Annotated in this window: 30 protein-coding genes; 12 read left to right on the forward strand and 18 right to left on the reverse strand. The window is 60.6% G+C overall.

Annotated features, from left to right (window positions below; all coding sequences use genetic code 11):
- Positions 1 to 27: 27 nt before the first annotated feature.
- From BJ928_RS05180 to BJ928_RS05190, 3 genes are all read right to left on the reverse strand, one after another.
- A complete protein-coding gene (locus BJ928_RS05180; protein ID WP_047628269.1) occupies positions 28 to 1,002 on the reverse strand; it encodes an alpha/beta hydrolase in 975 nt (324 codons plus the stop codon).
- Positions 1,003 to 1,104: 102 nt separating this feature from the next.
- Positions 1,105 to 2,001 (reverse strand): GyrI-like domain-containing protein, encoded by an 897-nt coding sequence (locus tag BJ928_RS05185; protein WP_245432226.1) that lies wholly within the window; start codon positions 1,999 to 2,001, stop codon positions 1,105 to 1,107.
- 45 nt (positions 2,002 to 2,046) lie between these two features.
- Complete coding sequence (locus tag BJ928_RS05190) at positions 2,047 to 2,334, reverse strand: hypothetical protein (RefSeq protein WP_047628271.1); 288 nt, start codon at positions 2,332 to 2,334, stop codon at positions 2,047 to 2,049.
- Between the two features lie 120 nt (positions 2,335 to 2,454).
- Here BJ928_RS05190 and yihA point away from each other — a divergent pair, with 120 nt between their 5' ends.
- On the forward strand, positions 2,455 to 3,114 hold the full coding sequence (gene yihA / locus BJ928_RS05195) for a ribosome biogenesis GTP-binding protein YihA/YsxC (RefSeq protein ID WP_047628273.1): 660 nt from the start codon (positions 2,455 to 2,457) through the stop codon (positions 3,112 to 3,114).
- Positions 3,115 to 3,189: 75 nt separating this feature from the next.
- On the opposite strand, the gene BJ928_RS05200 is transcribed toward yihA, so the two are convergent.
- The 3 genes from BJ928_RS05200 to BJ928_RS05210 all read right to left on the reverse strand — a co-directional run bounded on the left by BJ928_RS05200 (position 3,190) and on the right by BJ928_RS05210 (position 5,106).
- Complete coding sequence (locus tag BJ928_RS05200) at positions 3,190 to 3,747, reverse strand: fasciclin domain-containing protein (RefSeq protein ID WP_047628274.1); 558 nt, start codon at positions 3,745 to 3,747, stop codon at positions 3,190 to 3,192.
- Between the two features lie 109 nt (positions 3,748 to 3,856).
- Positions 3,857 to 4,570 (reverse strand): anti-sigma factor, encoded by a 714-nt coding sequence (locus BJ928_RS05205; RefSeq protein ID WP_047628275.1) that lies wholly within the window; start codon positions 4,568 to 4,570, stop codon positions 3,857 to 3,859.
- Positions 4,567 to 5,106: a sigma-70 family RNA polymerase sigma factor gene (locus tag BJ928_RS05210; RefSeq protein WP_047628816.1), complete on the reverse strand. Its 540-nt coding sequence runs from the start codon at positions 5,104 to 5,106 to the stop codon at positions 4,567 to 4,569. The genes BJ928_RS05205 and BJ928_RS05210 overlap by 4 nt, the downstream gene beginning before the upstream one ends.
- Positions 5,107 to 5,390: 284 nt before the next feature.
- Here BJ928_RS05210 and argB point away from each other — a divergent pair, with 284 nt between their 5' ends.
- Positions 5,391 to 6,278: an acetylglutamate kinase gene (gene argB, locus BJ928_RS05215; protein WP_047628276.1), complete on the forward strand. Its 888-nt coding sequence runs from the start codon at positions 5,391 to 5,393 to the stop codon at positions 6,276 to 6,278.
- Between the two features lie 184 nt (positions 6,279 to 6,462).
- On the opposite strand, the gene BJ928_RS05220 is transcribed toward argB, so the two are convergent.
- On the reverse strand, positions 6,463 to 6,888 hold the full coding sequence (locus tag BJ928_RS05220) for a lipocalin-like domain-containing protein (protein ID WP_047628278.1): 426 nt from the start codon (positions 6,886 to 6,888) through the stop codon (positions 6,463 to 6,465).
- A 69-nt stretch (positions 6,889 to 6,957) separates the two neighbouring features.
- Positions 6,958 to 7,728, reverse strand: a complete 771-nt coding sequence (locus tag BJ928_RS05225) for an isocitrate lyase/phosphoenolpyruvate mutase family protein (protein ID WP_047628281.1) — start codon at positions 7,726 to 7,728, stop codon at positions 6,958 to 6,960.
- A gap of 216 nt (positions 7,729 to 7,944) precedes the next feature.
- Here BJ928_RS05225 and BJ928_RS05230 point away from each other — a divergent pair, with 216 nt between their 5' ends.
- Together BJ928_RS05230 and BJ928_RS05235 are read left to right on the forward strand one after the other, a co-directional pair.
- Positions 7,945 to 8,649, forward strand: a complete 705-nt coding sequence (locus BJ928_RS05230; protein WP_047628283.1) for a pyrimidine 5'-nucleotidase — start codon at positions 7,945 to 7,947, stop codon at positions 8,647 to 8,649.
- 113 nt (positions 8,650 to 8,762) lie between these two features.
- A complete protein-coding gene (locus BJ928_RS05235) occupies positions 8,763 to 9,503 on the forward strand; it encodes an EF-hand domain-containing protein (protein WP_047628284.1) in 741 nt (246 codons plus the stop codon).
- Between the two features lie 71 nt (positions 9,504 to 9,574).
- On the opposite strand, the gene BJ928_RS05240 is transcribed toward BJ928_RS05235, so the two are convergent.
- Positions 9,575 to 10,462 (reverse strand): LOG family protein, encoded by an 888-nt coding sequence (locus BJ928_RS05240; protein ID WP_047628286.1) that lies wholly within the window; start codon positions 10,460 to 10,462, stop codon positions 9,575 to 9,577.
- Between the two features lie 215 nt (positions 10,463 to 10,677).
- On the opposite strand from BJ928_RS05240, the gene dapD reads away from it, so the two are divergent.
- The 3 genes from dapD (at position 10,678) to BJ928_RS05255 (ending at position 13,472) form a co-directional block, all read left to right on the forward strand.
- On the forward strand, positions 10,678 to 11,535 hold the full coding sequence (gene dapD / locus BJ928_RS05245; RefSeq protein ID WP_047628288.1) for a 2,3,4,5-tetrahydropyridine-2,6-dicarboxylate N-succinyltransferase: 858 nt from the start codon (positions 10,678 to 10,680) through the stop codon (positions 11,533 to 11,535).
- Positions 11,536 to 11,692: 157 nt separating this feature from the next.
- A complete protein-coding gene (gene dapE, locus BJ928_RS05250) occupies positions 11,693 to 12,886 on the forward strand; it encodes a succinyl-diaminopimelate desuccinylase (RefSeq protein ID WP_047628289.1) in 1,194 nt (397 codons plus the stop codon).
- Entirely contained in the window at positions 12,873 to 13,472 is a 600-nt protein-coding gene (locus tag BJ928_RS05255; protein WP_047628291.1) for a hypothetical protein, read from the forward strand. Before dapE ends, BJ928_RS05255 begins: the two co-directional genes overlap by 14 nt.
- 15 nt (positions 13,473 to 13,487) lie before the next feature.
- Here the strand turns inward: BJ928_RS05255 and truA are convergent, their stop codons facing one another.
- From truA to def, 5 genes are all read right to left on the reverse strand, one after another.
- Positions 13,488 to 14,291: a tRNA pseudouridine(38-40) synthase TruA gene (truA, locus tag BJ928_RS05260; RefSeq protein ID WP_047628292.1), complete on the reverse strand. Its 804-nt coding sequence runs from the start codon at positions 14,289 to 14,291 to the stop codon at positions 13,488 to 13,490.
- Positions 14,291 to 15,238, reverse strand: a complete 948-nt coding sequence (gene fmt / locus BJ928_RS05265) for a methionyl-tRNA formyltransferase (protein ID WP_047628817.1) — start codon at positions 15,236 to 15,238, stop codon at positions 14,291 to 14,293. The genes truA and fmt overlap by 1 nt, the downstream gene beginning before the upstream one ends.
- Positions 15,239 to 15,299: 61 nt before the next feature.
- Positions 15,300 to 15,719, reverse strand: a complete 420-nt coding sequence (locus tag BJ928_RS05270; protein ID WP_047628293.1) for a type II toxin-antitoxin system VapC family toxin — start codon at positions 15,717 to 15,719, stop codon at positions 15,300 to 15,302.
- A gap of 15 nt (positions 15,720 to 15,734) precedes the next feature.
- Entirely contained in the window at positions 15,735 to 15,995 is a 261-nt protein-coding gene (locus BJ928_RS05275) for a plasmid stabilization protein (RefSeq protein WP_047628295.1), read from the reverse strand.
- Between the two features lie 65 nt (positions 15,996 to 16,060).
- Positions 16,061 to 16,576 (reverse strand): peptide deformylase, encoded by a 516-nt coding sequence (gene def / locus BJ928_RS05280; RefSeq protein ID WP_047628297.1) that lies wholly within the window; start codon positions 16,574 to 16,576, stop codon positions 16,061 to 16,063.
- A 186-nt stretch (positions 16,577 to 16,762) separates the two neighbouring features.
- Here def and BJ928_RS05285 point away from each other — a divergent pair, with 186 nt between their 5' ends.
- The 3 genes from BJ928_RS05285 to BJ928_RS05295 all read left to right on the forward strand — a co-directional run bounded on the left by BJ928_RS05285 (position 16,763) and on the right by BJ928_RS05295 (position 21,482).
- Positions 16,763 to 17,941 (forward strand): DNA recombination protein RmuC, encoded by a 1,179-nt coding sequence (locus BJ928_RS05285; protein ID WP_047628299.1) that lies wholly within the window; start codon positions 16,763 to 16,765, stop codon positions 17,939 to 17,941.
- Positions 17,942 to 18,042: 101 nt separating this feature from the next.
- On the forward strand, positions 18,043 to 18,942 hold the full coding sequence (locus BJ928_RS05290) for a ribokinase (RefSeq protein WP_047628301.1): 900 nt from the start codon (positions 18,043 to 18,045) through the stop codon (positions 18,940 to 18,942).
- A gap of 194 nt (positions 18,943 to 19,136) precedes the next feature.
- Positions 19,137 to 21,482, forward strand: coding sequence for a methyl-accepting chemotaxis protein (locus BJ928_RS05295; protein ID WP_047628818.1), 2,346 nt, complete (start codon positions 19,137 to 19,139; stop codon positions 21,480 to 21,482).
- A 70-nt stretch (positions 21,483 to 21,552) separates the two neighbouring features.
- Here the strand turns inward: BJ928_RS05295 and BJ928_RS05300 are convergent, their stop codons facing one another.
- Complete coding sequence (locus tag BJ928_RS05300; protein WP_047628302.1) at positions 21,553 to 22,497, reverse strand: nucleoside hydrolase; 945 nt, start codon at positions 22,495 to 22,497, stop codon at positions 21,553 to 21,555.
- Positions 22,498 to 22,727: 230 nt separating this feature from the next.
- On the opposite strand from BJ928_RS05300, the gene BJ928_RS05305 reads away from it, so the two are divergent.
- Together BJ928_RS05305 and BJ928_RS05310 are read left to right on the forward strand one after the other, a co-directional pair.
- The gene (locus tag BJ928_RS05305; protein ID WP_047628303.1) at positions 22,728 to 23,159 is read left to right on the forward strand and encodes an Hsp20 family protein; all 432 of its coding nucleotides are present in this window, start codon (positions 22,728 to 22,730) and stop codon (positions 23,157 to 23,159) included.
- 90 nt (positions 23,160 to 23,249) lie between these two features.
- Complete coding sequence (locus BJ928_RS05310) at positions 23,250 to 23,507, forward strand: DUF1150 family protein (RefSeq protein ID WP_047628305.1); 258 nt, start codon at positions 23,250 to 23,252, stop codon at positions 23,505 to 23,507.
- A 161-nt stretch (positions 23,508 to 23,668) separates the two neighbouring features.
- Here the strand turns inward: BJ928_RS05310 and trmB are convergent, their stop codons facing one another.
- The 3 genes from trmB to BJ928_RS05325 all read right to left on the reverse strand — a co-directional run bounded on the left by trmB (position 23,669) and on the right by BJ928_RS05325 (position 26,228).
- Positions 23,669 to 24,370 carry a tRNA (guanosine(46)-N7)-methyltransferase TrmB gene (gene trmB, locus BJ928_RS05315; RefSeq protein WP_047628307.1) on the reverse strand — a complete coding sequence of 234 codons (702 nt, stop codon included), beginning with the start codon at positions 24,368 to 24,370 and terminating at the stop codon, positions 23,669 to 23,671.
- The gene (metK, locus tag BJ928_RS05320) at positions 24,367 to 25,620 is read right to left on the reverse strand and encodes a methionine adenosyltransferase (protein ID WP_047628308.1); all 1,254 of its coding nucleotides are present in this window, start codon (positions 25,618 to 25,620) and stop codon (positions 24,367 to 24,369) included. Before metK ends, trmB begins: the two co-directional genes overlap by 4 nt.
- Positions 25,621 to 25,808: 188 nt before the next feature.
- The gene (locus BJ928_RS05325) at positions 25,809 to 26,228 is read right to left on the reverse strand and encodes a helix-turn-helix domain-containing protein (RefSeq protein WP_047628819.1); all 420 of its coding nucleotides are present in this window, start codon (positions 26,226 to 26,228) and stop codon (positions 25,809 to 25,811) included.
- Positions 26,229 to 26,235 lie beyond the last annotated feature (7 nt).

Genomic DNA, 26,235 nt, shown 5'->3' on the forward strand with positions numbered 1-26,235 from the left:
CGAACCGGACGGTTATCTCCGCCCCTGTCAGCTCTTGCGCTCAGACGCGAGGTTCCTGCGGAAGAATTCGAGAACGGCGCCATCAAACGTCTTATGAAATGCGGCTCTGTCAAATCCCGACTGGTCCATGCAGATCTCCGGCTGAGATCCGGCCAGGGCGGGCGGGCATGGCGCCAGAAAGGCGAAATGGGCCGAACCGGGCACGACGTGGAAATCCGGCTTGTCAGGCAAGTTGGCCGTCAGCGCCGCGACATTGTCAGGCAGCACGCCATCGCCGCCATGCTCCGAACTCCAGAGCTGGATTGGCGCGCCGACCGCCTTCAGGCTTTCCTTCGTCGAAAAGAAGCTCAGCGGATCGGCAAGGACAAGGGCCTTGATGCGCGGATCGCCTACAAGCGGATCGGCCGGTATTTCGTTGCGGCGAATCTCGCCGCAGATCGGGGCCGGCTCCGGGCACGGAACGGTGGAATCATGGAAATCGGGGACTGCGCCCGCAAGCACGAGACCAGTGTATCCACCGCGCGAGAAGCCGAAGAAGCCGATTCGGTCCGGATCGATCTTCGTTGATTGCGGCCAATCGGCGAGCAGGAAATCGAGCAGGCGCTTTATGTCCCGCGGCCGCTGAAACATGATCGAGATGTCGCCCGCCCGGCTGAGGTCGGAAAAATTGTCGCCTGGATGGTTGAGCGCGACCACAAGAAAGCCGGCATCGGCCAGCGTCTCCGCCGTGTCATGATGATTGAGAGAGCCGCCGCCGTGCCCATGCGAGATGATGATGAGCGGCAGCTTGGTGCCGGCGATCGGGCAATTGCGCGCTGCCGGCAAGGTGATCGGTCCGAGCTTCACCTCCTCCGGCGGCGTCGCGCAGGGCGACCAGACGAAGGCGCTCAGCGCCTGACCATCAACGCTAGCCGGCACCTTAATGGATGCCAGACCCGCCGCCTGAGCCGATGAGGCGGCCAGGCCGAGTGCTAGTAGAATTCCTATCTTCGAAAGACGCATTTTCTTCTCCGGGAACTTGATCGAGGGGGACAGGGGCGAATGACATCGGCACGCTGGCCCTGATGGCGGCATGTTCAATTCGGAAATCAGATCTCAAGCGGTTCAGTCTGCGGTGCGACGCAACGGAATCAGCAGATCGGTGGCTATTTCGCGCTCCGCCACCTTGGCCGGATGGTTGAGATAGGCCTCAATTACGGGACGGTCGTCAGGCTCGTAGCCGCTCTGTGGCAGCCAGCCGCCGAAGAGTGTCTGAAAGGTCGGTGAAATGAGGGTATATGGCCCCATGAGCCGATAGCGGGCGTAGAGGCCGCCAGGCATGTCGCATTGCTCCAGGCCGTCTGCGGCAGGGTCATCCGGCGGCAGCACGACGCCCGCGAAATACCAGAACCCCTCGCCCTGCTCGGGATCGCCGGAACCGATGCCTATGCGGGTCATGTCGTGCCATGCGCTTCCGCGTTCCGCCAGCCTTTGCGCGAGCCGGCGAAAGGTATGCGGTATCGTCTGGGCCGGCCCCTGGTGATGCAACCCGAAGGCTTTTGCGGGAGGCTGGTCGAGGACAGTAACGGAGGGCAGATTTGTTGTGATCGCCTGCTGCTGCAGCTGGAAATCGGTTGGAGTAAGACCCGTCATGCTGCGAAAGGCACGCGCGAAGCTCTGGGAGCTGTCATACCCCGCCTCCAGCGCGGCATCGGTAACGGAGGAAGGACCTGTCGCCAATTGATAGGCCGCCTGCGCAAGCCGCACGCGGCGGATCGTCGCCGCGACGCTCTCGCCCGTCATCGCCCGGTAGAGCCTGTGAAAATGAAAAGGCGAGAAATGGGCGACATCAGCCAGGCTTTCGACGGAGTGCGGTGCCGCGGGATCGAGCATGATCGCTTCGATGACCCGGGCGATACGCCTGCGATAGCTTTGTTCCGTGGTGATTTTCATGGCATCGAGCCTTAGCACGACTTCGGTAGTGCCGCGGTGCAGCAATTGCGGATTTTGCAGGACCGCCACGACTGTGCATGCGCATTCCGGCTCGGACCGTCAGCTTGGAAAAGCTCATCCACGAAGAGTCGGATAATTCCAGCGCGCTGCCAGGAAGCTGCGGGCATCGGCGAGAATCTGCTCGTATTCAGGCTTGAAAGGAGCTGTGAGCTGCTTCTCAATATCCGCGAGCAGGCCGTTCAACACGGCGCACTCCGCAGAGCTTTCGAAACACAGCTCGTCGGGAGTATGCGTTGTCTGTGGATCGGACCAACGGGACAGAAGTTCGAACAAAACAAGCGCTTCTCTCGGATCGAGGCGGATCTCTATCGCATCATCGTGTTCCGAGGCATTTTGTTCCATGCACGCAGCATGGCAGCATGCGTGTGGGTCCGCAACCTGCCTCCACATATCGATCAAAACTTGACTTTCCCGGACAAAACCCCGAAGCCAGACCATCAAACTAGGTAAAAGACTGAGCAAATGGCCGACCAGACGACAAAAGACGACAAGCCGCTCTTCGGGCGTCCGTGGATTTTCATCCGCGGGGTGCCGTCCATGAAATTTCTGCCGCCGGAAGGGCCGCCGGAAATCGCGTTCGCCGGTCGCTCCAATGTCGGCAAGTCGTCGCTGATCAATGCCCTGGTCGGACACAAGGGGCTGGCGCGTACCTCGAATACGCCGGGGCGCACACAGGAACTCAACTATTTCGTTCCCGATGGCTTTTCCGGCGAAAGCGGTGACCTGCCGCCAATGGCGTTGGTCGATATGCCCGGCTACGGTTACGCGGAAGCACCGAAGGATCAGGTCGACGCCTGGACGAAGCTGGTCTTCGATTATCTGCGCGGGCGCACGACGCTGAAGCGCGTCTATGTGCTGATCGACAGCCGCCACGGGATCAAGAAGAACGACGCTGACGTGCTGGATTTGCTCGACAAGGCCGCCGTTTCCTACCAGATCGTGCTCACCAAGACGGACAAGATCAAGGAAGCCGGCCTGCCGAAGCTGCTGGCTGAAACCGCAGAAAAAATCCGCAAGCGCCCCGCCGCCTATCCCGGCATCCTCGCCACCTCCTCGGAAAAGGGAGTGGGTCTGCAGGAATTGCGCGAGGCCATCGGCCTGACGGTCGGCATTCCGGTTTAGTTACACTTTCAGTCGAATGAGGCCGCCGCTCCCGACCCCGCGTAAGGGGCGGCGGCCGTGTTGCCGCGCGGAGGATTACATTTTCGGCAACAACACCTTGTCGACCACATGGATGACGCCGTTCGACTGCTTGACGTCGGCGATGGTGATGTGAGCGGTGCCGCCGGCTTCATCGGTCAGCGTCAGCTTGCCGCCCTTGTCCATGGCCTTAATCGTGCAGCCGCCGACCGTCTTCAGCTCGTATTCGCCGCCCTTGCTCATCGCCCATTTCTTAATGGCGGCTGCCATATCGTCGCCGGCCACGACATGGCATGTCAGGATCTTGACCAGCTTCGCCTTGTTCTCAGGCTTCAGCAGCGTTTCCACAGTGCCTGCCGGCAGCTGCTTGAAGGCTTCATTGGTCGGCGCGAAGACGGTGAATGGCCCCTTGCCTTCAAGGGTATCGACGAGACCGGCCGCCTTGACGGCAGCGACCAGCGTTGTGTGATCTTTGGAGTTCACTGCATTCTGGATGATGTTCTTGTTGGCATACATCGCAGCGCCACCCACCATCGGGTCCTTGGCGTAGGCAAGGCTGGCGGCGGCTGACAGCATCGCGGCCGCGGCAGCAATGCGAAACACGGTCTTGATCATGACGTCTCCTCTTCCTCTCTATTGCCCCGATCAGGCGGGGTCGGAAGAAGATACGGAGCGCCCCCACAAAGAGTTTCGGCCTCGATCGATTTTCGCGAGACGAAATTCCTCAGGGCAGATGGATCGTGCCGGAGGCGATCACATCGCCCGTGGGTTTGCCGGTCGGCGAGCCGCCGAAGGGTTCGACGCTGACGGCAATGATCGCGCCTTCGGTCAATTTACCGTGAAGTTCCGGCGGCAGGACGATTTCGCCATCGCCGGACGGTGGAAGGATGCCGAGAGCCTCGGCAGGATCGCTGCCGCGAATCAGCCAGAGCTCCAGCGATTTCTCCTCGGGCTTGCCGGCCGCGATCGGCGTCACCTTCAAGCGCCCATTGGCGACGTCATAATTGGCAAAGAGATTGAAAGGGCTGCTCTGGCCGGAAAGGGATGCGGTGAGCTGCTTGCCTGAGCTCGTGCGCAAGCCACCCTCGTTGGTGATCGCAAAGACGAGGACGCCAGCGGCCAGAAACAACGAGCCGAAGGCGACGGTGCGCCAAAGCATCAGTGAATTCCACATATGGGCGCCAAATGCAGCTTCACCGAAAATCCGCTTTTCGATCCTCGGAAATACGGCGGGCGCTGGCGTCACCGTTTCGTATTCCTCGTTGAATTCCGAGAGATTTTGCTCCCAGCGGCTGACGATGGCGGCAAACTGGCGATCGCTGCGCATGCGACGCTCGACCTTCTGCCTGTCCTCCAGGGAAAGCACGCCAAGCACATATTCTCCGGCCAGGACTTCGTCGCGGGAGCGGCCTCCCTTGCTTTGATCGGGCGTACTCATCGGTCCATGCACTCTCTCAGTCTGATCAGGCTTCGGCGCAGCCAGGTGCGCATCGTATTCAGTGGCACAGCGTGTTGATCGGCGAGCTCCTGGTAGCTCAAGCCCTCGACATAGGCGCTGCGAACTGCCCGCGCGCGATCAGCTTCCAACTCTTCCATGCACCTGTCAATCCGCCTTCCCTCTCCCTTCACGATTGCTTGCTCTTCGGGACCGGGTTCGAGATCGGCGAGATCGTAAGCGCTGTCTATTTCGTCGGCTACAGGCTTGCGAGCGCGGATGAAATCAATGGCTCGATTGCGCGCGATCGCCGTCAGCCAGGGCATGGCAGGCCCTTCCGCCGCGGTAAATTGCTCGGCCCGCTGCCAGACCTTGATATAGACCTCCTGCAAGACCTCTTCCGCATCCGCCTTGTTACCGACAATACGCAGGCAAACGCCGAGGAGTTTCGGGCTCGTGCGCTTGTAGAGCGTAGCAAAGGCTTTCTGGTCACGCATGGCGATGCGGCCGATCAGCGCTTCCGTCTCCTGGCTCGCCATCCAAATCCCCGGTTGCGACGTCTGCATCATCTTTAGAAGAAAACTGCGCATCGGCAAACGTGCCGGCGCTATCAATTTCAGCGACGCTAATGTGACATAGCGTCAACTAAAGCCCGGTGCGATGTTTCAGATTCGCTTTTCGCGCTTTAGGTCTTTGATTCCACGCATGCCGTTATCGCAAAACCGCTGCACACTCTTGCGTGACATGCTTTAATGCCGACATCATTATTCCCTCTGTCAAAAACTTGAGATAAAAGGCCGCGATCAATTCCGAAGGGTGCACCATGTCCGAAGCCCACAGCGAACTCCAAGCCAACCTGCTCGCCCAAGCGCTGCCCTATATGCAGCGCTACGAAAACAAGACCATCGTCGTGAAATACGGTGGCCATGCCATGGGCAATGTTGAACTCGGCAAGGCCTTTGCCGCCGACATCGCCCTGTTGAAGCAGTCGGGCGTCAACCCGATCGTCGTTCATGGCGGCGGTCCGCAGATCGGCGCCATGCTGACGAAGATGGGCATCGAATCGAAATTCGAAGGCGGATTGCGCGTCACCGACCAGAAGACGGTCGAGATCGTCGAAATGGTGCTCGCCGGCTCGATCAACAAGGAAATCGTCGCGCTGATCAACCAGACCGGCGAATGGGCGATCGGCCTTTGCGGCAAGGACGGCAACATGGTCTTCGCCGAAAAGGCGCACAAGACCATCAAGGACCCGGATTCCAACATCGAGCGCGTCCTCGATCTCGGCTTCGTCGGCGAGGTGGTCGAAGTCGACCGCACGCTGCTCGACCTGCTCGCCAAGTCGGAGATGATCCCCGTCATCGCCCCGGTCGCTCCCGGCCGCGACGGCGCCACCTACAACATCAACGCAGACACTTTCGCCGGCGCGATCGCCGGCGCGCTCAGCGCCACGCGCCTGCTGTTCCTGACGGATGTTCCCGGCGTGCTCGACAAGCAGGGTCAGCTGATCAAGGAGCTTTCCGTGTCACAGGCGCACGCGCTGATCGCCGACGGCACGATTTCCGGCGGCATGATCCCGAAGGTCGAAACCTGCATCGACGCCATCAAGGCCGGCGTGCAGGGCGTTGTCATCCTCAACGGCAAGACGGCCCATTCGGTGCTGCTCGAAATCTTCACCGAGCGCGGCGCCGGCACGCTGATCGTCCCTTAAAGGCCGCAGCGTCTCAGAGGCTGACTGAAAGAGAAATCGGGTGATTTCAATCTGCTGTGTTTCCGTTGGGCTGCGAAGCCCAATGGACACAATGATGGCTTGGATTAACACCACCGGCCGCATGATCAGCGCGAGGTGTTGGTTTGCAAGCCGGCGACTGGTTGCGAACCCAGCGCAGGGGACGCTACTCGCGTCTAAACCCGAGAACTGCCCTTCCTATTGGATTTCCCGATACCAACGGATTGGGCATCCAGCCCGTGGAAACCTCGAGCGTGTCTCCATCAAGCCTGTAGAAGCGTTCCTGCTCACTGCCGTTCCAGGCTTCATTCCAGGATGAGTCGATCCTGGTGATGAACCTATCCTCCTCTATCCTATACCGTCCGGTATAGGTCATCATGGTACGGAAAAGTCCCAGCAGTTTCTCATCCGTCGTCCCTGGCTCCCGCGCACCTGCGGTAACCAGCACCATCATCCGCCCATCAGAGCCGAAAATAAGGCGCCCATTGGGGTGGTCGCCCCATGGTTGGCTGCGCTCTCCTGAATCCTGAAGCTCAGTCTCAAAGGAAATCAGCCGCCAGCTACCGTGGAGCCTGGTGTCGCGCTCAGACATATTCGCTCCTGTCGTGGTTTACCTAAAGTGCCCATCTGTCGAAGGTAGTATTGCTGGCTGCTATTGTGCTCAAGCCGGCCGGTAGATGGCCTCGGCCTCGCTTTTCAGCATTCCCATGATCGATCGATAGGGCGCCGGCCCATAGCTGATACGGCTGACGCCCAGCCTTGCCATGGTCTCGTTGTCGGGCGTCGTCGGGCGCACCATGATGTTAACAGGCAAAGGCGAGCGCTCGCAAAGGGCCCCGATCAAGTCCGGCTCGACAAGCCCCGGCGCAAAGAAGCCGCTTGCGCCTGCCTGAGCGAAAGCGTCGGCGCGGCGATAGGCCTCGTCCAGCAGGAGCTGATGATGCGCCGTGTCGCTTTCCTGCAGGAAAAGATCCGTGCGGGCATTGATGAACAACGGCAGCTCGCGGCGATCGGCCATTTCCCGGATGGCGCGAATGCGTGCCGTCTGCGCCTCGATTGGATGAACGCCCTGGCCGCCGATCACCTGATCCTCGAAATTGATGCCGATGGCACCGTGATCCATGATCTTTTCGACATTGGCGGCGACTTCCTCGGGTTCAACGGCATAACCGCCCTCGAAATCGACCGACAGAGGCAAGGGGCTCGTCACCGAAATCAGCCTGGCCGTAACCGCCAGCAGCGATAGCGGGATTGCCTGACCATCGCCGAAGCCGTTGGCGGCGGCAACCGACCAGCTTCCCGTCGCCAGCGCCTTTGCACCGGCCTCGGTAACGGCCTTGGCAGAGCCTGCATCCCAAATATTGAAAAGGATCAGCGGCTCGCCCTTCTTGTGCAGCCGCGCGAATTCCTGTGCCTTCTCCACCTGACTCATCGCATCCCCTCCGAAAAGCCCGGCCGGGTGATTTCTCCTCCGCGACCAGAAAGAGCGTAAGCTCCCCCTCACATGGCAAATAGAGTAAAACCCCGGAAATCAATAGTAAAATCATAGCCGGCATTGGATCATCCGGCAATCTCCCCGATCCGACCTACTTGTCGCAGGACGAATATTTTCCTTCCCCTGCCGGGAGCGCACATGCGATAAGAGCCCATGAGCCAGACAAAAACACTCTCCCAGCCATCAGATTTCTCGAACATCCGCGATTGGGTGTTCGATCTCGACAACACGCTTTATCCGCATCATGTTGATCTCTTCGCGCAGATCGACAAGAATATGACGGCTTATGTCTCTGCTCTTCTGCAGATGGAGCGAGAAGACGCCCGCAAACTGCAGAAGCAATATTACCTCGAGCACGGCACGACCTTGCAGGGGCTGATGATCCATCACGGCATCGATCCCAACGATTTCCTGGAGAAGGCGCATGCGATCGACTATTCCGCGCTGACGCCGCAGCCGGAGCTCGCCGCCGCTATCAAGGCGCTGCCGGGACGCAAGTTCATCTTCACCAACGGCAGCGTCAAGCACGCGGAAGCGACCGCCGGCGCTCTCGGTATCCTCGACAATTTCGACGACATCTTCGACATCGTTGCAGCCGACTACGTGCCGAAGCCGGCCGGGACGACTTACGACAAGTTCATGAGCCTCAATCGCGTCGACACCAAAAAGGCCGTCATGTTCGAGGACCTGCCGCGCAACCTCACCGTACCCAAGGCGCTCGGCATGAAGACGGTGCTTCTCGTGCCGCAAAATCTCGAGACAGCCGTCGTCGAATGGTGGGAGCGAACGACCGGGGAAGACGACCACATCGACTATGTGACCGACGACCTCACCGCCTTCCTCAAGACGTTGGTTTAACCATTCATTAGAATGGGGTTACCAAAGTTTCATCCGCCTTACAGAGGTTTAATTGGTCGTTTTCCGCGGCCAGCCGTATCGTTTGACCATTCCTCGACACGAAAGGAAAAGCGATGAACGGGAAAAAACTTCTTCTGGCTGGACTTTCCGCAACCCTGCTTCTGGGCGGTGCCGCGCAGATGGCCCTCGCCGCTCAACATGATGGCGAGGGCTGGGGCAGGCACCATCATCACTATCATCAAGGCCGCTGGCACAGACCGCATTTTTCGCCCGCAGTCCTTTACGTGCGCATGCTGAAGGAATTCGGCAATCCGGGCGATACGAAGCTTACCCGGGATGAAGTCAAGGCGGGCGTCGACAAGATCTTCGACCAGATCGACGTCAATCATGACGGTGAAATCACCCCCGGCGAATATCGTGCCTATCGTCAGGAACAGATGAAGCAGTGGCGGGCCGAGCACGCCAAGGCCAATGGCGATCAGACTCAGAATGGCCAGGCACAGGGCGGCGACCAGGCTCAAGCCAATCAGGCCCAGAATAATCAGGCCTCGGCTAATCAGGCTCAACCCAATCAGGCTCCGGCTGACCAGTCCAAGAGCGACCAGGCTCAAAACGACAATGACAACGACAAGGGCGGCGACGGTCATCGCCATCACGGACCGCATGGCCGCTTCATGCATGAAGGCGGCTTCATGCGCGGTGCGATGATCTTCCGCTTTGCCGATACCGACCAGAGCGGCCAGATCAGCAAGAAGGAAGCCGAAGACGCCATGAACAAGATCTTCGACCGGCTGGACCGGAACCACGACGGTGTGGTCAACCTGGACGACATCCAGGTCCGGCCGCTGCTGTAAGCGCGTCGCTCCGGCAATAGTCTCACAAACGAAAGCCCGCCCTCGCCTCCGCGACGGCGGGCTTTTTGGTATCAGTGGCCGTTGTCGTGGTGGCCGTTATCGTGCTCGTAGAAGTCGGTAACGATCTTCCACGCCTCGTCGGCGGTATCGACGAAGCTGATGAGGTTGACATCATCGGGAGCGATCGTGCCGAATTCGGCAAGCGCGTCGAAATTGATGATGCTGCGCCAGAACTTCTCGCCAAACAGGATGAGCGGCAGCCGCTCCATGCGGCCCGTCTGGATCAGCGTCAGGCATTCGAACAGTTCGTCGAGCGTGCCGAAGCCGCCCGGAAACACCGCGATCGCCTTGGCGCGCACCATGAAGTGCATCTTGCGGATCGCGAAGTAATGGAAATTGAAGCTGAGTTCCGGGGTGACATAGGCATTCGGCGCCTGCTCGTGCGGCAGCACGATGTTGAGGCCGATCGATGGCGCTCCTTCTTCAGCCGCCCCGCGATTGCCGGCTTCCATGACGCCCGGCCCACCGCCGGTGACGACGACATATTCGTGGTAATCGAAGCCGGCGGAATAGCGGGAGCAAAGCCGGGCGAACTTGCGGGCTTCCTCGTAATAGACCGATGCCGCCTCGAGATTGGCGCGCTGCACGTCGTTGCGGGCAGCCCAGGCATTGGTGCCGGGGGCTGGAATGCGCGCGCCGCCAAACATGACGACGGTCGACTTGATGCCGCGCTCGGTCAGCGACATTTCGGTCTTCAGCAATTCCAGCTGCAGGCGGATCGGCCGCAATTCCTCGCGGCACAGGAAATCCTCGTCGGCATAGGCGAGCCGGTAGGAAGGCGACATCGACTGCGGCGTGCGCGGCACGGACTCGGCTCGCTGCTTGTCCGCCGAACTCGTCTTCAATGGGTCCCAAACCCCATCCTTGCGCCGCAGCCTGCCGTTCTTCGCCTTGCTCATTTCTTCATGCCTTTCAAATCGATCATGACGGACCTTTCCCGCCCGCAGACAGGAATGCCCAAGCTCTTGCATATGCCCCTACAACGCCTTGAATCCAAGCTCAATCGGCGCGGAAAAGACATTCCATTTTCGAACTCCATGCTATAGGACCAATCGACCGCTTCCGGACCATTATCCGGAAATCACGATAGGCCCTGACGTTTTAAGGAATTCCCATGAGCGCTAACGATCTCGCCTCCCTCGAAAAGTCCATCGAGGCTGCCTTCGACAATCGCGACAATGTGAACACGTCGACGCGCGGCGAAATCCGCGATGCCGTCGAGACGGCGCTCAATCTTCTCGACAGCGGCAAGGTTCGCGTGGCAGAGCGTGGCGCGGACGGCAACTGGACCGTCAACCAGTGGCTCAAGAAAGCGGTTCTGCTCTCCTTCCGTCTCAACGACATGAAGATCGTCGAAGGCGGCTCCGGCGGCGCCACCTGGTGGGACAAGGTTCCCTCGAAGTTCGAAGGCTGGGGCGAGAACCGCTTCCGCGAGGCCGGCTTCCGCGCCGTGCCGAACGCTGTCGTACGTCATTCCGCCTATATCGCGCCCAACGCCATCCTGATGCCGTCCTTCGTCAATCTCGGCGCCTATGTCGGCGAAGGCACCATGGTCGATACCTGGGCGACCGTCGGCTCCTGCGCGCAGATCGGCAAGCATGTGCATCTCTCGGGCGGCGTCGGCATCGGCGGCGTGCTGGAGCCGATGCAGGCCGGCCCGACCATCATCGAAGACAATTGCTTCATCGGCGCTCGTTCCGAGGTCGTCGAGGGCTGCATCGTGCGTGAAGGTTCGGTGCTCGGCATGGGTGTCTTCATCGGCAAGTCCACCAAGATCGTCGATCGCGCCACCGGCGAAATCACCTATGGTGAAGTTCCGCCCTATTCCGTCGTCGTCGCCGGCGCCCTGCCGAGCGGCAACACCATGGCAAACGGCCAGCCGGCTCCGAGCCTTTATTGCGCCGTCATCGTCAAGCGCGTCGATGAAAAGACCCGTTCGAAGACCGGCATCAACGAGCTGCTGCGCGATTGATCCGCAAATTTTGGAAGCGCGGTCGCCATATCGCGCTTCCCTTATGCTTGCCGGGTGAGCATGCCTGTGCGATTGCTGGAATCGCGGCAAAGAATTTCGAGTCGCCACCGACCCTTTGCCATCGCTTTGCCATTTCCCGCCGGATAAGTTGCCCCCGATGACTGTTACCGATCCCGTCGCCAATCTGCAGACCCTCATTCGCTGTGCCTCCGTCACCCCTGCCGAAGGCGGTGCGTTGACCGCACTTGCCGACATGCTGCTGCCGCTCGGCTTCAAGGTCGAACGCATGACCGCAAGCGAGCCGGGAACGCCCGATATCGAAAACCTTTATGCGCGCCTCGGCGCGGATGGGCCGCACCTGATGTTTGCCGGCCATACGGATGTCGTTCCGATCGGCGATGCGGCTTCCTGGACCCATCCGCCTTTCGCCGCCGAAATCGCCAATGGCGAGCTTTTCGGCCGCGGCGCAGTGGACATGAAGGGCGGCATCGCCTGTTTCGTCGCCGCCGTGGCGCGCCATATCGAGAAGCATGGCAAGCCCGCCGGCTCGATCTCCTTCCTGATCACCGGCGACGAAGAGGGACCGGCGATCAACGGCACCGTCAAGCTGCTGCAATGGGCAGCCGAGCGTGGCGAAACATGGGATGCATCGCTCGTCGGCGAGCCGACCAATCCGAACCGGCTGGGCGACATGATCAAGATCGGCCGCCGCGGCTCGATCTCCGGCACCATCACCGTCCACGGCGTTCAGGGTCATGCCGCCTATCCGCACCTTGCCGACAACCCGGTGCGCAGCATCGTCAAGCTGACGGAAGCGCTGCTCGACCCGCCTTTTGACGCCGGCACAGACAATTTCCAGCCGTCCAACCTCGAAGTGACGACGATCGACGTCGGCAATGCCGCTACCAACGTCATTCCCGCCAAGGCGACCGCGACCTTCAACATCCGCTTCAACGACAGCTGGACCGTCGAGACGTTGAAGGCCGCAATCCTGGCTCGTCTGGATGCTGCGGCAGCCGATCAGACGTTGCGCCCCGGACGGCCACCGGCGAAATACGGCATCGTCTGGTCCGAACGGCCCAGCCAAGTCTTCCTGACGCGCAACAACGCGCTGATCGCCTCGCTCTCCTCCGCCGTCGAGAACATCACCGGTCAAAGGCCGGTGCTTTCGACCACCGGCGGCACCTCGGATGCCCGCTACATCAAGGATTACTGCCCCGTCGTCGAATTCGGCCTCGTCGGCCAGACCATGCATATGGTCGACGAACGCGTGGCCGTCGCTGATCTCGAAACGCTGACCGGGATCTACCAGACCTTCATCCAGCGCTGGTTCGAGAATGCCGAGCTTTAGGGAAGTCCAATATTACCTGTCTGGCCTCTGGCTGCTGATCCGCATGGATGCGCGCGGCTTCCAGTATCTCGACATATCGGACCGCGGCATGCTGCGCTCTTTCTGGGCGATTTTCTGGAGCCTGCCGTCGATCGGTATTTCCTGGCTCTGGTGGCAGAAGGCCTATCTGACGGCGATGCCGCCGGAGACATCGACGGGCCTCGCCTTCTTTCTGCGTCTGGCGCTGGTCGAGGTCGCGAACTGGCTGATCCCGCTCGTTCTGGCCGGCGTATTGCTGCTGATTTTCCGTTTCGGCGATAAGTTTACGCCGATCGTCGTCGTGGTAAACTGGCTCGGCGTGCCAACATCCTATCTGAACGCGCTGCTGATCGCGTTGATTGCCTTCATTCCCGGCTCCAGCGGGCTGGTGGCGCTGCTGTGGCTTGTTCTGATGATGGCAATCATCTTTTCGCTGGCGCGCATGCTCAGAATGATCTGCGGCACGCATCCGCTGTTCATCGGCACGTTGACGCTGGTGCTGCTGATACCGACCATGCTTTTGACGGATTTCCTGCAGCGCTTCCTCGGCGTCTATCCGCCAGGCTAAAATAGCCGATGGAGATTACGACTGGTCCTCGCCGTCGTCGGCATTTTCGACATCGTCAGGAAAACCGGCGCCATCGCGATAATCCACCTGCATGAAATAAAGTCCATCCGGCGGAGCGACAGGGCCGCAGGCCTTGCGATCCCGAGCCTCGAGTGCCGCGCGCACATCATCGGGCGTCCACTTGCCCTCGCCCGCCAGCTTCAGCGTGCCGGCAAAGGAGCGGATCTGATTGTGCAGGAAGCTCTGCGCCGTGGCACGGATCTCGATCAGCTCGCCGCTGCGCGTCACATCCAGCCGATCGAGGGTGCGCACCGGGCTGTTTGCCTGACAATGGGCCGAGCGGAAGGTGGTGAAATCATGCAGGCCGACGAGGGTCTGCGCCGCGGCATGCATCACCTCGTAATCCATGTCCTTCGGCACCCACCAGGCGCGGCCGGCTTCCAGCGCCAATGGCGCGCGGCGGGCAATGATGCGGTAGAGATAATGGCGGCGGATGGCCGAAAAGCGCGCATCGAAGCTCTGGTCGACCTCGACGATATCGAGAATGGCGACACGGTCGCCAGCCATCCTTAGATGGGCATTGAGCGCATTGCGCAGCGTATAGATCTTCCAGTCCTTGGAGAGATCGGCATGCATGACCTGACCCATGGCGTGCACGCCGGAATCGGTGCGCCCCGCGCCGCGGATCGAAACCGTTTCGCCCGTCAGCGACAGGATGGCGCCTTCGATTGCGCCCTGCACGGAAGGGCCGTTTTCCTGACGCTGCCAGCCGACATAGGGAATGCCGTCATATTCGACGGTCATCTTGTAACGCGGCATCAGGCTTGCTCCGATGCAAGCACGGTGCCAAGCGCAATCGGCGTGCCGCGCAGGAAATCGGCTGCCGCCAGCGGCTTGCCGCCAGCCTTCTGCAGCTTCGTGAGCCGGACGGCGCCGTTGGCGCAGGCAATGACGAGATCATCCGTCAGAACCTGTCCGGCCACGGCATTGCCTTCGGCCAATTCGGAACCCAACACCTTGACGCGCTCTGGTCGGCCGGCGATTTCGGCTTCGAACCAGGCACCGGGAAACGGCGACAAGCCGCGAATATGATTGTGGACATCGGCCGCCGGCTTGCCGAAATCAATACGGGTCTCGCCCTTGTCGATCTTCGCGGCATAGAGAACGCCTTCGGACGGCTGAGCGGTCAGCGGCAGTTCGTCATGCTCCAGCTTGTTCATCGCCTCGGCCATCGCCTTCGCGCCGACGAGCATCAGCCTGTCATGCAACTCGCCAGCAGTCATGGTATCACCGATGTCAACCTCGCGTGTGAGCGCGACCGGGCCGGTATCGAGCCCCTTGTCCATCTTCATCACCATCATGCCGGTCTTGGCGTCGCCGGCCATGATGGCACGCTGGATGGGAGCAGCCCCACGCCAGCGCGGCAGCAGCGAGGCATGGCCGTTGTAGCAGCCAAGGCGCGTGCCCCCGAGGATCGCTTCCGGCAGCAGCAGGCCATAGGCGACGACAACGGCGACATCGGCATCGAGGTCGCGAAAGCGCTGGCGCTCGTCCGGGTCCTTGAAGTTGACCGGCGTGAAGACCGGCAGGCCCAGTAATTCGGCCGCCTGATGCACCGGCGACTTCTGCAGGTCCAGCCCGCGCCGGCCACCTGGGCGCGGCGGCTGTGTATAGACGGCCCGCACCTTGTGCCCGGCATCGATCAAAGCCCGCAACGTCGGTACGGAAAATTCGGGTGTTCCCATGAAAATGATGTTGAGCGACATGCGGTCCATCCGGCTGAGATTATCAAGTTTCGCGTGACCCGAGCGCCATCTGGGTCAAATGTTAGCCGCCTTCAAACGGGTTTATGAGCTTGAGATCAAGCCCCTCGAAGTCTTTTGTGTTGCGCGTCGCCAGGGTCGCGCCATTCGCAAGACAGATGGCGGCGATCATGGCGTCCTTCGTTTCCATCCTTCGCCCAAGCTTGTGACGTCGAGCGGAGATTATTCCGTATTGATGGGCTGCGTTGGTGGAAAACCCCAGAACGCGGCCGGAAAACTCCGCCTCTACCGCTTCCAGTTCCGCGAGCAAGGCCGTCTTGCGTTTTCCCTCGACCAGGAGTTCCAGCCCGAACCGGACTTCTCCGACGGTGATGGCGGTCAAGAAAACGGCCTCGGCAGCGAAGCCGTCAAGCCAGGATAATATGCGCTCGCTATACAGTCGCCCTTGCAGCTCCGATACGACATTGGTGTCCAGAACGATCATGCGTTCGCCACAAACCTATTCGAAACGGGGCGGATCGCGATCCGGCCCATTTCGAAAGGCATTGATTGCTTCGACTTCCTCTTCGCTGAGCTTCTCCGCGCCGAGAACGGCTCTCAATCGCTGCCCGGCCGACTTGCTTCCATCCTGCTCACGTCCGAGCGATTGGCGCAGCAAGGCAATCGCCTCATCGGAGAGGCTGCGGCCATGCCGATTGGCATTTACTTGCAATTGCTTCTTCAGGCTGTCGTCAATGCCGCGCAACAAAAGATCACTCATTCGCGCCTCCATTTGATATCAATGATATCATAGGCGCTCACGACAGATCCTTCAATGGCTTGCTATCAGAGAGCCTTGGCCTTGGCGGCCTTGGTGAACTTCTTGATCACCATGTCGCGCTTCAGGCGGGAGATATAGTCGATGAACAACACGCCGTTCAGGTGGTCGATCTCGTGCTGCACGCAGGTCGCCAGCAGGCCGTCAGCCTCGGTGAGCTGTTCCTTGCCGTTGCGGTCCAGATGCTTGACGGTCACGCGCGCCGGGCGCTCCACTTCCGCATAGTAATCCGGAATCGAAAGGCAGCCTTCCTCATAGACCGAACGCTCATCGGACGAAGCGACGATTTCCGGATTGATGAAAACCAGCGGCGTCTTCTCTTCGCCTTCCCGCGCGACATCGATCACAAGCATCCGACGAGGAACGCCGATCTGGATCGCGGCAAGGCCGATGCCCGGCGCGTCATACATGGTTTCCAGCATGTCGTCGGCGAGGCGCTGAATTTCGGTATCGATCTGCTCGATGGGCTTGGAAGCCTGGCGGAGCAGCGGGTCGGGCAAAATGATGAGTGGCTTGATCGTCATGACGTTTCCCATAACGCATCTTGTTGTGCGATGGAATCGCCAAGATGGCGGTGACGCTGTGTTTTTTCAACGAAAGCCTGCCGAACCGACGTAAATAGCCGCGAAATTTTGTTCACGGTTTGATCTGGATATTCACGACAATTTTGCTATGCTTCCGACGAGAACTTCATCAGCGCGCCAGGTTTCATGTCCTTCATCCTCTTCGGCCAAGCCATTTCCACGGTCCATGTTCTGACCGGCCTCGTCATAATGCTTGCGATCGCCGTGATCGTCCTTTTCGTTCGCGGAAGGGCACAAGCGGAGGATGATGCGCTCGGTACAGAGCATACGATGGCGGCGCTGCTGCGATCGCAGGCAGAGATGCAGGGGCGGCTCGCCACGATGGCCGAAGTCTTCGGCTCGCGGCAAGCGGAGCTTAATCAGGCCATCGGCCAGCGCCTGGACGGCATGTCTCAGCGGGTGACGGCGACGATCGGCGAGCAGACACGCTCGACGCATGAAAACCTGCGCCGCCTGCAGGAAAGGCTTGCCGTCATCGACGCCGCGCAGACCAATATCCAGACGCTGGCGAAGGATGTCGTCGGCCTGCAGGCTATTCTGTCCAACAAGCAGACGCGCGGCGCCTTCGGTCAGGCGCGCATGGAAACCATCATCGCCGACGGGCTGCCGATGGGCGCCTATGCGTTTCAGGCGACGCTATCCAACGGCTCCCGACCCGATTGCACCGTTCGCATGCCGAACGGCTCGCCGCCACTCGTGATCGATGCGAAGTTTCCGCTGGAGGCTTGGAACGCCATTCGCAGTGCCGCCACTCCCGAACACGGCAAGATCGCCGCGCAGCAGTTTCGAAGGGATCTGGAACTTCATATCCGCGACATCTCGGAGAAATATCTGATCCCGAGCGAAACGCAGGACACGGCCTTTCTCTTCGTGCCGTCCGAGTCGATCTTTGCCGAGATCCACGAGAATTTCGAGGCGATCGTCCAGAAAGCCCAGCGTGCCCGCATCGTCATCGTCTCGCCGTCGCTGCTGATGCTGTCGATCCAGGTCATTCAAGCAGTGCTGAAAGACCAGCGCATGCGCGAGCAGGCCCACGTCATTCAGAGCGAAGTCGCACATCTGATGGACGATCTCTCGCGCCTGGATGAAAGGGTGCGCAAGCTGCAAGGGCATTTCGCCGTGGCGCAGAAGGATGTCGACATGATCGTCACCTCGGCCGACAAGCTGGCAAGGCGCGGCGAGCGGATCGAGGCGCTGGAATTCGAGGCCGCGAAGGAGCCTGCCAAGGTACGGCCAGAAGAACGGCCCAAGCCTGTCGACAACCGAACGAGCCAACTCAAGCTCAGGGTAGTTGACGAAGACTGATCGCTTCGGCAGTGTCGCGCCCAATCGATGCATGATCCGAAAAGACAAAGGCAGCCTTCGGGCAGGATCATGCAGGCGCAACACCCAGGGCAGGACATCGCATGATTACCATTTTCGGCTCCATCAACATGGACCTCATCGCCACCACCGACCGTTTGCCGAAGCCGGGCGAAACCGTTGCCGGCAACGGCTTTTCGACGGCGGCCGGCGGCAAGGGCGCCAATCAGGCACTCGCCGCGCGTCGCGCCGGTGCAGATGTGCGCATGAATGGCGCCGTCGGCAATGACGGCTTTGCGGAGCCTGCGCTGGATCTGCTTCAGGCGGCGGGCACCGATCTTTCCACCACCCGGCGCGTATCGGAGCCCACGGGCACGGCCCTCATCCTCGTTGGCGGTGACGGGGAGAACATGATCGCCGTCGTTCCCGGCGCCAACGGCACGAATACGGCCGAACATGCCGCCGCAGCTGTGGCCGCGCTGAACCCCGGCGATACGCTGATGCTTCAGTTCGAGATCCCGGTGGATGCCGTCGAAACGGCGCTGAACGCCGCAAAGGCAAAGGGCGTGCGCACCGTCCTCAATCTCGCGCCGCTGATCCCCGACGCTGCGCGCCTCGGCCGCCTTGCCGATATCGTCATCGCCAACGAAACGGAATTCGAGCGACTGGCCGGCCAGGACAACATGTCGGCAGCCGAGCGTGAGACGGCTCTTGTCCGCCTGCACGGCGAAACCGGCCAAACGCTGATCGTGACGCTCGGCGGCGACGGCGTCATCGCCATTCGTGACGGCGAGGTTTCACGCGCCAAGGGCCTCGTCATCGAGCCGGTCGACACCGTGGGCGCTGGCGATACCTTCTGCGGCTATTTCGCCGCGAGCCTCGATCAGGGCCTGGATTTTGATGCCAGCCTGCGCCGTGCCGCCGTTGCCGGTTCGCTCGCTTGTTTGAAGCCGGGCGCGCAGCCATCCATTCCGGTTGCCAGCGAAGTCGCCGAGAAGCTTTAAGGCTAAAATTTCATAAGTGTTACGAAGCGCAATTAATTAAATTTTTGCGCTTCCATATCATTCTCCTCTGGCCTGGCGTGTATGGCCCTCCGGCACCGGCAGGATTTTTCACGGCGGCCCCATGACAGGGCCATCCTGCGCCGACCTTGCATCCGGATAATGTGTATCCGACGCATCGCATTTTCGAGGAAATGATGTTCGTCTTTCGTATGAAGTCGCTTGCGGCCAAGCTGATCTTGGTCACCGGGCTGGCGATCGCAGTTGTCTTGCTGGTTTCCAACTTTCTGCTGATTTCCCAAACCCGGGATCGCGTCGAGACGCTGACGATGGATCAGGCCAATACCGAGGCCAAGTCCATCTCCAACGAAATCGCCGCCAATGTCGGCGAATTGGCGAGCGCCGCCCGTTCGATGGCCGCCATCATCGGTCGCGGTCACGAGGGCCATACTTTCGACCGCAAGGGCATGATCAACATCCTCAAGGCGAATGTCGAACAGAATGCCTTTGCCTTCGGCAGCTGGTTCTGCGAGCAGCTCGGCGCGCTGGATGGCAAGACGACCGAGCTTGCCGGCAACAAGGATCAGGGCGTCAACGACAAGGGCGCCTTTTCGCCCTACTGGTCCAAGACGAAGGACGGCGGCATCCAGTTCTCGACCTTCGACAATGATTACACTGCCGCCTGGTGGAAGCTTGCCGCCGACAGCGGCAAGGGCGCGATCACGCCGCCCTATCTGGCGCAGGGCACCGATGTTCCGACGACCATGAGCTCGATCGCCTATCCCGTCATGTCGGGCGGCAAGCTGATCGGCGTCGCGGGCGTCGACATTTCCCTCAACTCGCTTTCCACGAAGCTCCAGAAGATGCAGCCGTTCGGCACCGGCCGCGTGCTGCTGGTTTCCCAGGATAACAAGTGGCTGGTCGCGCCGAGCGCGGACCTGCTGATGAAGGACTATAATGGCTCGGGCGCCGATGCCATCAAGGCGGCATTGACCTCCTCGTCGACAAGCATCCTCAAGAACCTCTCCGAGGCAGGCGGCGAGGAATTCGACCGCGTCGTCTATCCCTTCGCCGTCCCTGGCCTGAATGCCACCTGGGTCGTTCTCATCGACGTACCGCATAGCGCGATCGCGGCGCCGGTACGCGACCAAACCTATATGATGATCGTCGCCGGCATTCTCGTGCTTGCCGCCGTGATGCTCGCTCTCTACGCCGCGGTGCGCGGCTTCGTGCAGACGCCGCTTGCCGGCCTCGTCGCCAGCGTCAATCGCCTCAGCGCCGGCAATTATGCCGAACCGGTCGCCGGCCAGGCTCGTGCCGACGAAGTGGGCTCCGTTGCCAAGGCTCTGGAAGGCTTCCGCTTTGCCCTTGCCGACACCAAGCGGCTGGAAGGCGAAGCCAACGATCAGCGCCTAGCTGCCGAGGGTGAACGCCGTCGCTCGGAGAGCGAACGCAACGAGAGCGTTACGCTGCAGCGCCATATCGTCAGCATTCTCGGCCAGAACCTCGCAGAGCTTTCGAAGGGCAATCTCAACCAGCGGATCACGGACGACTTCCCTGGCGAATACGCCCAGCTCAAGCAGGATTTCAATGCTGCACTGGCGAGCCTGGAAGAGACCGTTCACACGGTCAATGTGAGCGTCGGCAATATCGGCAGCGGCACTGGCGAAATCAGCAACAGCGCCTCGGATCTCGCCCGCCGTACGGAACAGCAGGCAGCCAGCCTCGAAGAAACGGCAGCGGCCCTCAACGAGCTGACCGCGCAGGTCAATTCGAGCGCCGAGAACGCCCGCACGGCGGCAAGCAGCGTCAATGCCGCATCGCAGGATGCAGAGCATTCCGGCGAGATCGTACAGAAGGCCATTGCCTCCATGCACGGCATCGAGCAATCCTCGCAGGAGGTCTCGCGCATCATCGGCGTCATCGACGAGATCGCCTTCCAGACCAATCTCCTGGCGCTCAATGCCGGTGTCGAAGCGGCCCGCGCCGGTGAAGCAGGCAAGGGCTTTGCCGTGGTCGCCCAGGAAGTGCGCGAGCTGGCCCAGCGCTCGGCCAACGCCGCCAAGGAGATCAAGACCCTGATCAATGCCTCGGCCGGACAGGTTAAGGAAGGTGTCGATCTGGTCGGCCGCACGGGCGATGCCCTGCACAAGATCGCCCAGCAGGTGATGGAGATCAACGGCCTCATCCGCCAGATCTCCGCTTCTGCGAGCGAGCAGGCTATCGGCCTCAAGGAAATCAACTCGGCCATGAACCAGATGGATCAGGTAACCCAGCAGAACGCCGCGATGGTCGAGGAGACCACAGCTTCCAGCGTGGCTCTTGCAGAGGAAGCACAATCGCTGAAAACGCTCGTTGCGCGCTTCCGCACCGCGCGGGCCGTCCAGGACAATGCCAGCGCATTGCGCGCAACCGCCCAGCAGATGCGGGCTCCGGCAGCCCCACGCCGAGCAGTACCGCCCGTTGCCGCACCGGCACGCAAGGCGGTTCCACAGACGCAGGGCGCCAATGCGCTCGCCCATGACGACTGGGAAGAGTTCTGAGCCGACTTTGGCTAGATGAAATACAAAAGGCCGCCGGAGAGATCCGGCGGCCTTTTCACTTGGGTCTCAATCAGATGCGGGCGAAGCGTTCCGTCAGCAGCGCGAAGAAGCCATCGGCATCGACGTCGCGCATGACCTTGGCATTGCGCTTGCGGTCGGTGACGTGCCACCAGTCGACTACGGTCATGCCGACGGTCAGTTCAGACGTCACCTCGATCTCGACATTGCACTCGCGGCCCTTGAAGAGCTCCGGCTTCAGAAGGTAGGCGACAACCGTGGGATCGTGCAGCGGGCCGCCGTCCGAACCGTATTTTTCAATATCGAAGCGCTCGAAGAACTCGAGCATCTCAACCATGGCCTTGGCCGGCGGGGTGCCGACGGCAGCCATGCGGGCGACGCGATCCTTGCGGGTGAGCAGCTTGTGGGTGACGTCGAGCGGCATCATGACGATCGGCACGCCGGAGCGGAACACGACATCTGCCGCCTCCGGGTCGACATAGATGTTGAACTCGGCGGCCGGCGTGATGTTACCGCCTTCGAAAAAGCCGCCGCCCATCATGACGAGCTCACGCACGCGTCCGACGATATCAGGGGCCTTTTGAAAGGCCATTGCGATATTGGTCAACGGGCCGAGCGTGCAGAGCGTGACGGCGCCCTCCGGTTCCTTGCGCAGCGTATCGATGATGAAATCGACCGCATGGCCCGGCTGCAGCTCCATCGTCGGCTCGGACAACTCAGGACCATCCAGTCCCGTCTTGCCATGCACGTGCTCCGCCGTCACCAGCTTGCGCTTCAGCGGTGCGTCGGCGCCCGCGAAAACCTTGACGTCGCGACGATTGCAGAGTTCGCAGACGATGCGGGCATTGCGGCTCGTCAGCCGCAGCGGCACGTTGCCGGCGACCGTCGTGATGCCGAGTACGTCGATCTCCTCGCGGCTGCCGAAGGCGAGAAAGATCGCGGCGGCGTCGTCCTGACCAGGGTCGGTATCGATGATGATTTTTCTGGGTTCGCTCATATCTGTAACTTTCCTCCGGTGCAGATTGAGAGGCTTTGTCGCGAGTCCTGTCAGGCTTTGTCAAGCACCTGCTCTTGATGTCACAAAACGATTTTTCACCATCGATTTTGATCTCGCAAATGCGAAGGCGCCATGGCTTGCACTCACAGGCGCGTACTCCCATATTAGGGACAACCGGGTGCTGAAGATCAGGTCCGGAACGGTCGCTTGACACCCAAGGACTTGAGACGATGAGCCGGACGACTCCCTTTGCCAGCCCGCTGCTTCTGGGCTTTGACACTATGGAAAAGACGCTAGAGCGAATTTCCAAGGCCAGCGACGGTTACCCTCCCTACAATATAGAACGGATGCGTGCCGACCGCCTCTCCGGCGAGCCGGAACGCCTGCGCATCACGCTGGCAGTTGCCGGCTTTTCCGAAGACGAACTCGATGTCACGACGGAAGAAAACCAGCTGCTGATCCGTGGCCGACAGCTCGAACAGGGTGAGCGCGACTATCTCTATCGCGGCATTGCCGCCCGACAGTTCCAGCGTGTTTTCGTCCTTGCCGACGGCATGCAGGTGCTTGGCGCCACGCTGAAGAACGGCCTGCTCTCCGTCGACCTCATTCGGCCGGAACCGGACCGCATAGTAAAGAAAATTAACATTTCGGTCTCACAGTAGGACAACGGCCTGGAGCCAAACACCGGAAGCCCTTACCCTTTTCGGCGTCATGCTCTGGAGCTGTTGGTCCCTCATACTGGAGGTACGAGCATGTTGTTGAAAGAAGCCACCGCCCGCCTGACCCAATCCGAACTTGCCAATATCGGCACCGGTGAGGTCGGCTACATCAGAAAAATGGATTGGTCCGAAGTATCCCGCTGCTTTCCGGAAGCGCCCGATATTGATCCGGATGTCGACCTATGGGCGCTTTTCGGCGCGGACGGCACCCCGATCCTTTTGACCGATAATCGCTCCAGCACCTTCTATCGTGCTGCCGAGGACGAACTGAAGACGGTCAGCCTGCACTGACCATGAGCATCGCCCGGCGGTGAACTTCACCGCTCGCAAGGACCGCATCGAACCGGCCCCGCCCAGCGGTGAATGCGCATGATCCAGACCGCCTTGAGCGGCGGTCCGCACGACACGATGCGAATAATTCAAACTGAAATTTCCGCCCGCAATTGGAGCACTCAAACCTTCTTGAAGGTCAGATAGGCCGACGAGCGCCCTTCGCGCCTCGCCTTGGCCTCGTAGCGCGTGCTTGGCCAGCCCTCATAGGGTGTCAACCAGTCGGCGGCATTCTGCGCAGTCCATTCGAAGCCGCCATGCGCCTGGCAGTGCTGCAGCGTCCAATTGACGTAGGTGTCGATATCGGAGGCAAAGCAGAAGAGCGCGCCGGGCTTCAAAACGCGGTGGAAGCGGGCAAGATTCACCTGGGAGACGAAGCGACGCTTCCAGTGCTTCTTCTTTGGCCAGGGATCGGGATAGAGCAGGTCGATCTGGTCGAGACAGCCGTCCGGCAACCAATCCAGCACCTGCGTCGCATCATCATTGTAGACGCGGATATTGTGAGCGCCGGCCTCGTCGACCCGCGCCAGCAGCTTCTGCATCGAATTGACGAAGGGTTCCACGCCGATGAAGCCGGTCTTCGGTTGCTCCAGCGCCCTGTGGATCAGATGCTCTCCACCGCCAAAACCGATCTCCAGGCGCAGGCGCTCTGATGGCACCGGGAAGAGATCGTTCAGCGGCTGCGGCGCCGGGCTTGCGAGATCGACGATGAACTGCGGCAGCAATGCTTCCAGCTTCTCAGCCTGCTGGCCGCGCAAGGCCTTACCCTTGCGCCGGCCGAAGAATGCTTCCGTCGCCCGCGACCGGCGCTCGGTATCGATCATGCGGCTTCCCGGAGCTTCACGGCTTCCTTGAGAGCCTTCACCAGGTCCGTACGCTCCCAGGAGAACGAGCCGTCACGGCCAGCCTTGCGGCCGAAGTGACCGTAAGCCGAGGTCTTGGCGTAGATCGGCTTGTTGAGGTCGAGGTGACGGCGGATGCCGGTCGGCGAAAGGTCCATGTTCTTGCGGATGGCCGCTTCGACCTGATCCTCGGTGACGCCCTTGCCTGTGCCGTGCAGGTCGACATAGATCGACAGCGGCTGCGCAACGCCGATAGCGTAGGAAAGCTGGATCGTGCAGCGATCGGAAAGACCTGCGGCGACGACGTTCTTTGCGAGGTAGCGAGCCGCATAGGCTGCGGAACGGTCGACCTTGGTCGTGTCCTTGCCCGAGAAGGCACCGCCGCCGTGCGGAGCTGCGCCGCCGTAGGTGTCGACGATGATCTTGCGGCCGGTGAGGCCGGCGTCGCCGTCCGGGCCGCCGATGACGAACTTGCCCGTGGGATTGATGTACCACTTGCAATCGGCAGCGATCTTCAGATCACCAAGGGCTTCGACGATATAAGGCTCGACAACGGCGCGAACCTTGTTCGAATCCCAGCTGTCGTCGAGATGCTGGGTGGAGAGAACGATCGAGGTCGCTTCGGACGGCTTGCCGTCGACGTAGCGAACCGTCACCTGGCTCTTGGCGTCCGGGCCGAGCTTGGCGACTTCGCCATCGCCCTTCTTGCGGGCGGCAGCGAGCAGCTGCAGGATCTTGTGCGAATAGTAGATCGGCGCCGGCATGAGGTCAGGCGTTTCCTTGCAGGCGTAGCCGAACATGATGCCCTGGTCGCCGGCACCTTCGTCGCCCTGCTGGTCGGCGGCGTTGTCGACGCCCTGGGCGATATCGGCGGACTGCGAGTGCAGGAGAACGTCGATGCGGGCCTTCTTCCAGTGGAAGCCGTCCTGCTCGTAGCCGATATCCTTGATAGCGCGGCGCGCGGCGGCCTTGAACTTCGAAGGATTGATGACGTCGTTGCCGTCCTTGTCCTTCTTCATCAGGCTCGGCGGCAGACGCACTTCACCGGCGATCACGACGCGGTTGGTGGTGGCAAGGGTCTCGCATGCAATGCGCACGGTCCAGGGGTTTACTCCGGTCTTTGCAGCTTCGCGGTAGACCAGATCGACAATTTCATCAGAAATGCGGTCACAAACTTTATCCGGGTGACCTTCGGCAACAGACTCACTCGTAAACAGATAATTCGCGCGCATGCGGGATTCCCCTCAAAGAACAAATCTCTGCTTTTGATATTCGCCTCCGCCTCGAAAGACAAGCCGCACAAGGACATAAATATATCTTTATATCCCCGCCCAAGTGATAAAATTTTGCCGTAAATACGGAAAAGGCGGCCAAAATGACCGCCTCCCGACTTTATCGCTTCGTCCCCCACTTCGAAGAGCTATTCGGCATCAGCCTCGGCTGCTAGCGCCTTGACCAGCTCGACAACCTTGCGGCGGACCTTGCCATCGGAAATTTTCACGAAGGCGCGGTTGAGCTGCAAGCCTTCCGAAGAAGACAGAAAGTCGACCACGTAGTTGGAGCTGGATGCCTCGGCCATGCCGCCTGCGGCAGCCGAGTGTTCGCCCGGGGCATCCTCGAAGAAGAAGGAAACCGGGACATTGAGGATGCTGGAGATATTCTGCAGACGGCTGGCGCCGACGCGATTGGTGCCTTTTTCGTATTTCTGAATCTGCTGAAATGTGATTCCAAGGCTTTCGCCGAGCTTTTCCTGGCTCATGCCAAGCATTGTGCGGCGGAGGCGTATGCGGCTACCGACATGAATGTCGATGGGGTTCGGCTTCTTTTTATTCTCAATCATCATATTA

The organism is Rhizobium sp. WW_1, from assembly GCF_003610155.1.
GTDB lineage: Bacteria > Pseudomonadota > Alphaproteobacteria > Rhizobiales > Rhizobiaceae > Rhizobium > Rhizobium tropici_A.

What these genes read in the sequence shown, in the direction of transcription:
- BJ928_RS05180 (WP_047628269.1), bottom strand. Translation starts at nt 1,002, where the DNA reads ATGCGTCTTTCGAAGATAGGAATTCTACTAGCACTCGGCCTGGCCGCC.
- BJ928_RS05190 (WP_047628271.1), bottom strand. Translation starts at nt 2,334, where the DNA reads ATGGAACAAAATGCCTCGGAACACGATGATGCGATAGAGATCCGCCTC.
- yihA (WP_047628273.1), top strand. Translation starts at nt 2,455, where the DNA reads ATGGCCGACCAGACGACAAAAGACGACAAGCCGCTCTTCGGGCGTCCG.
- BJ928_RS05200 (WP_047628274.1), bottom strand. Translation starts at nt 3,747, where the DNA reads ATGATCAAGACCGTGTTTCGCATTGCTGCCGCGGCCGCGATGCTGTCA.
- BJ928_RS05205 (WP_047628275.1), bottom strand. Translation starts at nt 4,570, where the DNA reads ATGAGTACGCCCGATCAAAGCAAGGGAGGCCGCTCCCGCGACGAAGTC.
- BJ928_RS05210 (WP_047628816.1), bottom strand. Translation starts at nt 5,106, where the DNA reads ATGGCGAGCCAGGAGACGGAAGCGCTGATCGGCCGCATCGCCATGCGT.
- argB (WP_047628276.1), top strand. Translation starts at nt 5,391, where the DNA reads ATGTCCGAAGCCCACAGCGAACTCCAAGCCAACCTGCTCGCCCAAGCG.
- BJ928_RS05220 (WP_047628278.1), bottom strand. Translation starts at nt 6,888, where the DNA reads ATGTCTGAGCGCGACACCAGGCTCCACGGTAGCTGGCGGCTGATTTCC.
- BJ928_RS05225 (WP_047628281.1), bottom strand. Translation starts at nt 7,728, where the DNA reads ATGAGTCAGGTGGAGAAGGCACAGGAATTCGCGCGGCTGCACAAGAAG.
- BJ928_RS05230 (WP_047628283.1), top strand. Translation starts at nt 7,945, where the DNA reads ATGAGCCAGACAAAAACACTCTCCCAGCCATCAGATTTCTCGAACATC.
- BJ928_RS05235 (WP_047628284.1), top strand. Translation starts at nt 8,763, where the DNA reads ATGAACGGGAAAAAACTTCTTCTGGCTGGACTTTCCGCAACCCTGCTT.
- BJ928_RS05240 (WP_047628286.1), bottom strand. Translation starts at nt 10,462, where the DNA reads ATGAGCAAGGCGAAGAACGGCAGGCTGCGGCGCAAGGATGGGGTTTGG.
- dapD (WP_047628288.1), top strand. Translation starts at nt 10,678, where the DNA reads ATGAGCGCTAACGATCTCGCCTCCCTCGAAAAGTCCATCGAGGCTGCC.
- dapE (WP_047628289.1), top strand. Translation starts at nt 11,693, where the DNA reads ATGACTGTTACCGATCCCGTCGCCAATCTGCAGACCCTCATTCGCTGT.
- BJ928_RS05255 (WP_047628291.1), top strand. Translation starts at nt 12,873, where the DNA reads ATGCCGAGCTTTAGGGAAGTCCAATATTACCTGTCTGGCCTCTGGCTG.
- truA (WP_047628292.1), bottom strand. Translation starts at nt 14,291, where the DNA reads ATGCCGCGTTACAAGATGACCGTCGAATATGACGGCATTCCCTATGTC.
- fmt (WP_047628817.1), bottom strand. Translation starts at nt 15,238, where the DNA reads ATGTCGCTCAACATCATTTTCATGGGAACACCCGAATTTTCCGTACCG.
- BJ928_RS05270 (WP_047628293.1), bottom strand. Translation starts at nt 15,719, where the DNA reads ATGATCGTTCTGGACACCAATGTCGTATCGGAGCTGCAAGGGCGACTG.
- BJ928_RS05275 (WP_047628295.1), bottom strand. Translation starts at nt 15,995, where the DNA reads ATGAGTGATCTTTTGTTGCGCGGCATTGACGACAGCCTGAAGAAGCAA.
- def (WP_047628297.1), bottom strand. Translation starts at nt 16,576, where the DNA reads ATGACGATCAAGCCACTCATCATTTTGCCCGACCCGCTGCTCCGCCAG.
- BJ928_RS05285 (WP_047628299.1), top strand. Translation starts at nt 16,763, where the DNA reads ATGTCCTTCATCCTCTTCGGCCAAGCCATTTCCACGGTCCATGTTCTG.
- BJ928_RS05290 (WP_047628301.1), top strand. Translation starts at nt 18,043, where the DNA reads ATGATTACCATTTTCGGCTCCATCAACATGGACCTCATCGCCACCACC.
- BJ928_RS05295 (WP_047628818.1), top strand. Translation starts at nt 19,137, where the DNA reads ATGTTCGTCTTTCGTATGAAGTCGCTTGCGGCCAAGCTGATCTTGGTC.
- BJ928_RS05300 (WP_047628302.1), bottom strand. Translation starts at nt 22,497, where the DNA reads ATGAGCGAACCCAGAAAAATCATCATCGATACCGACCCTGGTCAGGAC.
- BJ928_RS05305 (WP_047628303.1), top strand. Translation starts at nt 22,728, where the DNA reads ATGAGCCGGACGACTCCCTTTGCCAGCCCGCTGCTTCTGGGCTTTGAC.
- BJ928_RS05310 (WP_047628305.1), top strand. Translation starts at nt 23,250, where the DNA reads ATGTTGTTGAAAGAAGCCACCGCCCGCCTGACCCAATCCGAACTTGCC.
- trmB (WP_047628307.1), bottom strand. Translation starts at nt 24,370, where the DNA reads ATGATCGATACCGAGCGCCGGTCGCGGGCGACGGAAGCATTCTTCGGC.
- metK (WP_047628308.1), bottom strand. Translation starts at nt 25,620, where the DNA reads ATGCGCGCGAATTATCTGTTTACGAGTGAGTCTGTTGCCGAAGGTCAC.
- BJ928_RS05325 (WP_047628819.1), bottom strand. Translation starts at nt 26,228, where the DNA reads ATGATTGAGAATAAAAAGAAGCCGAACCCCATCGACATTCATGTCGGT.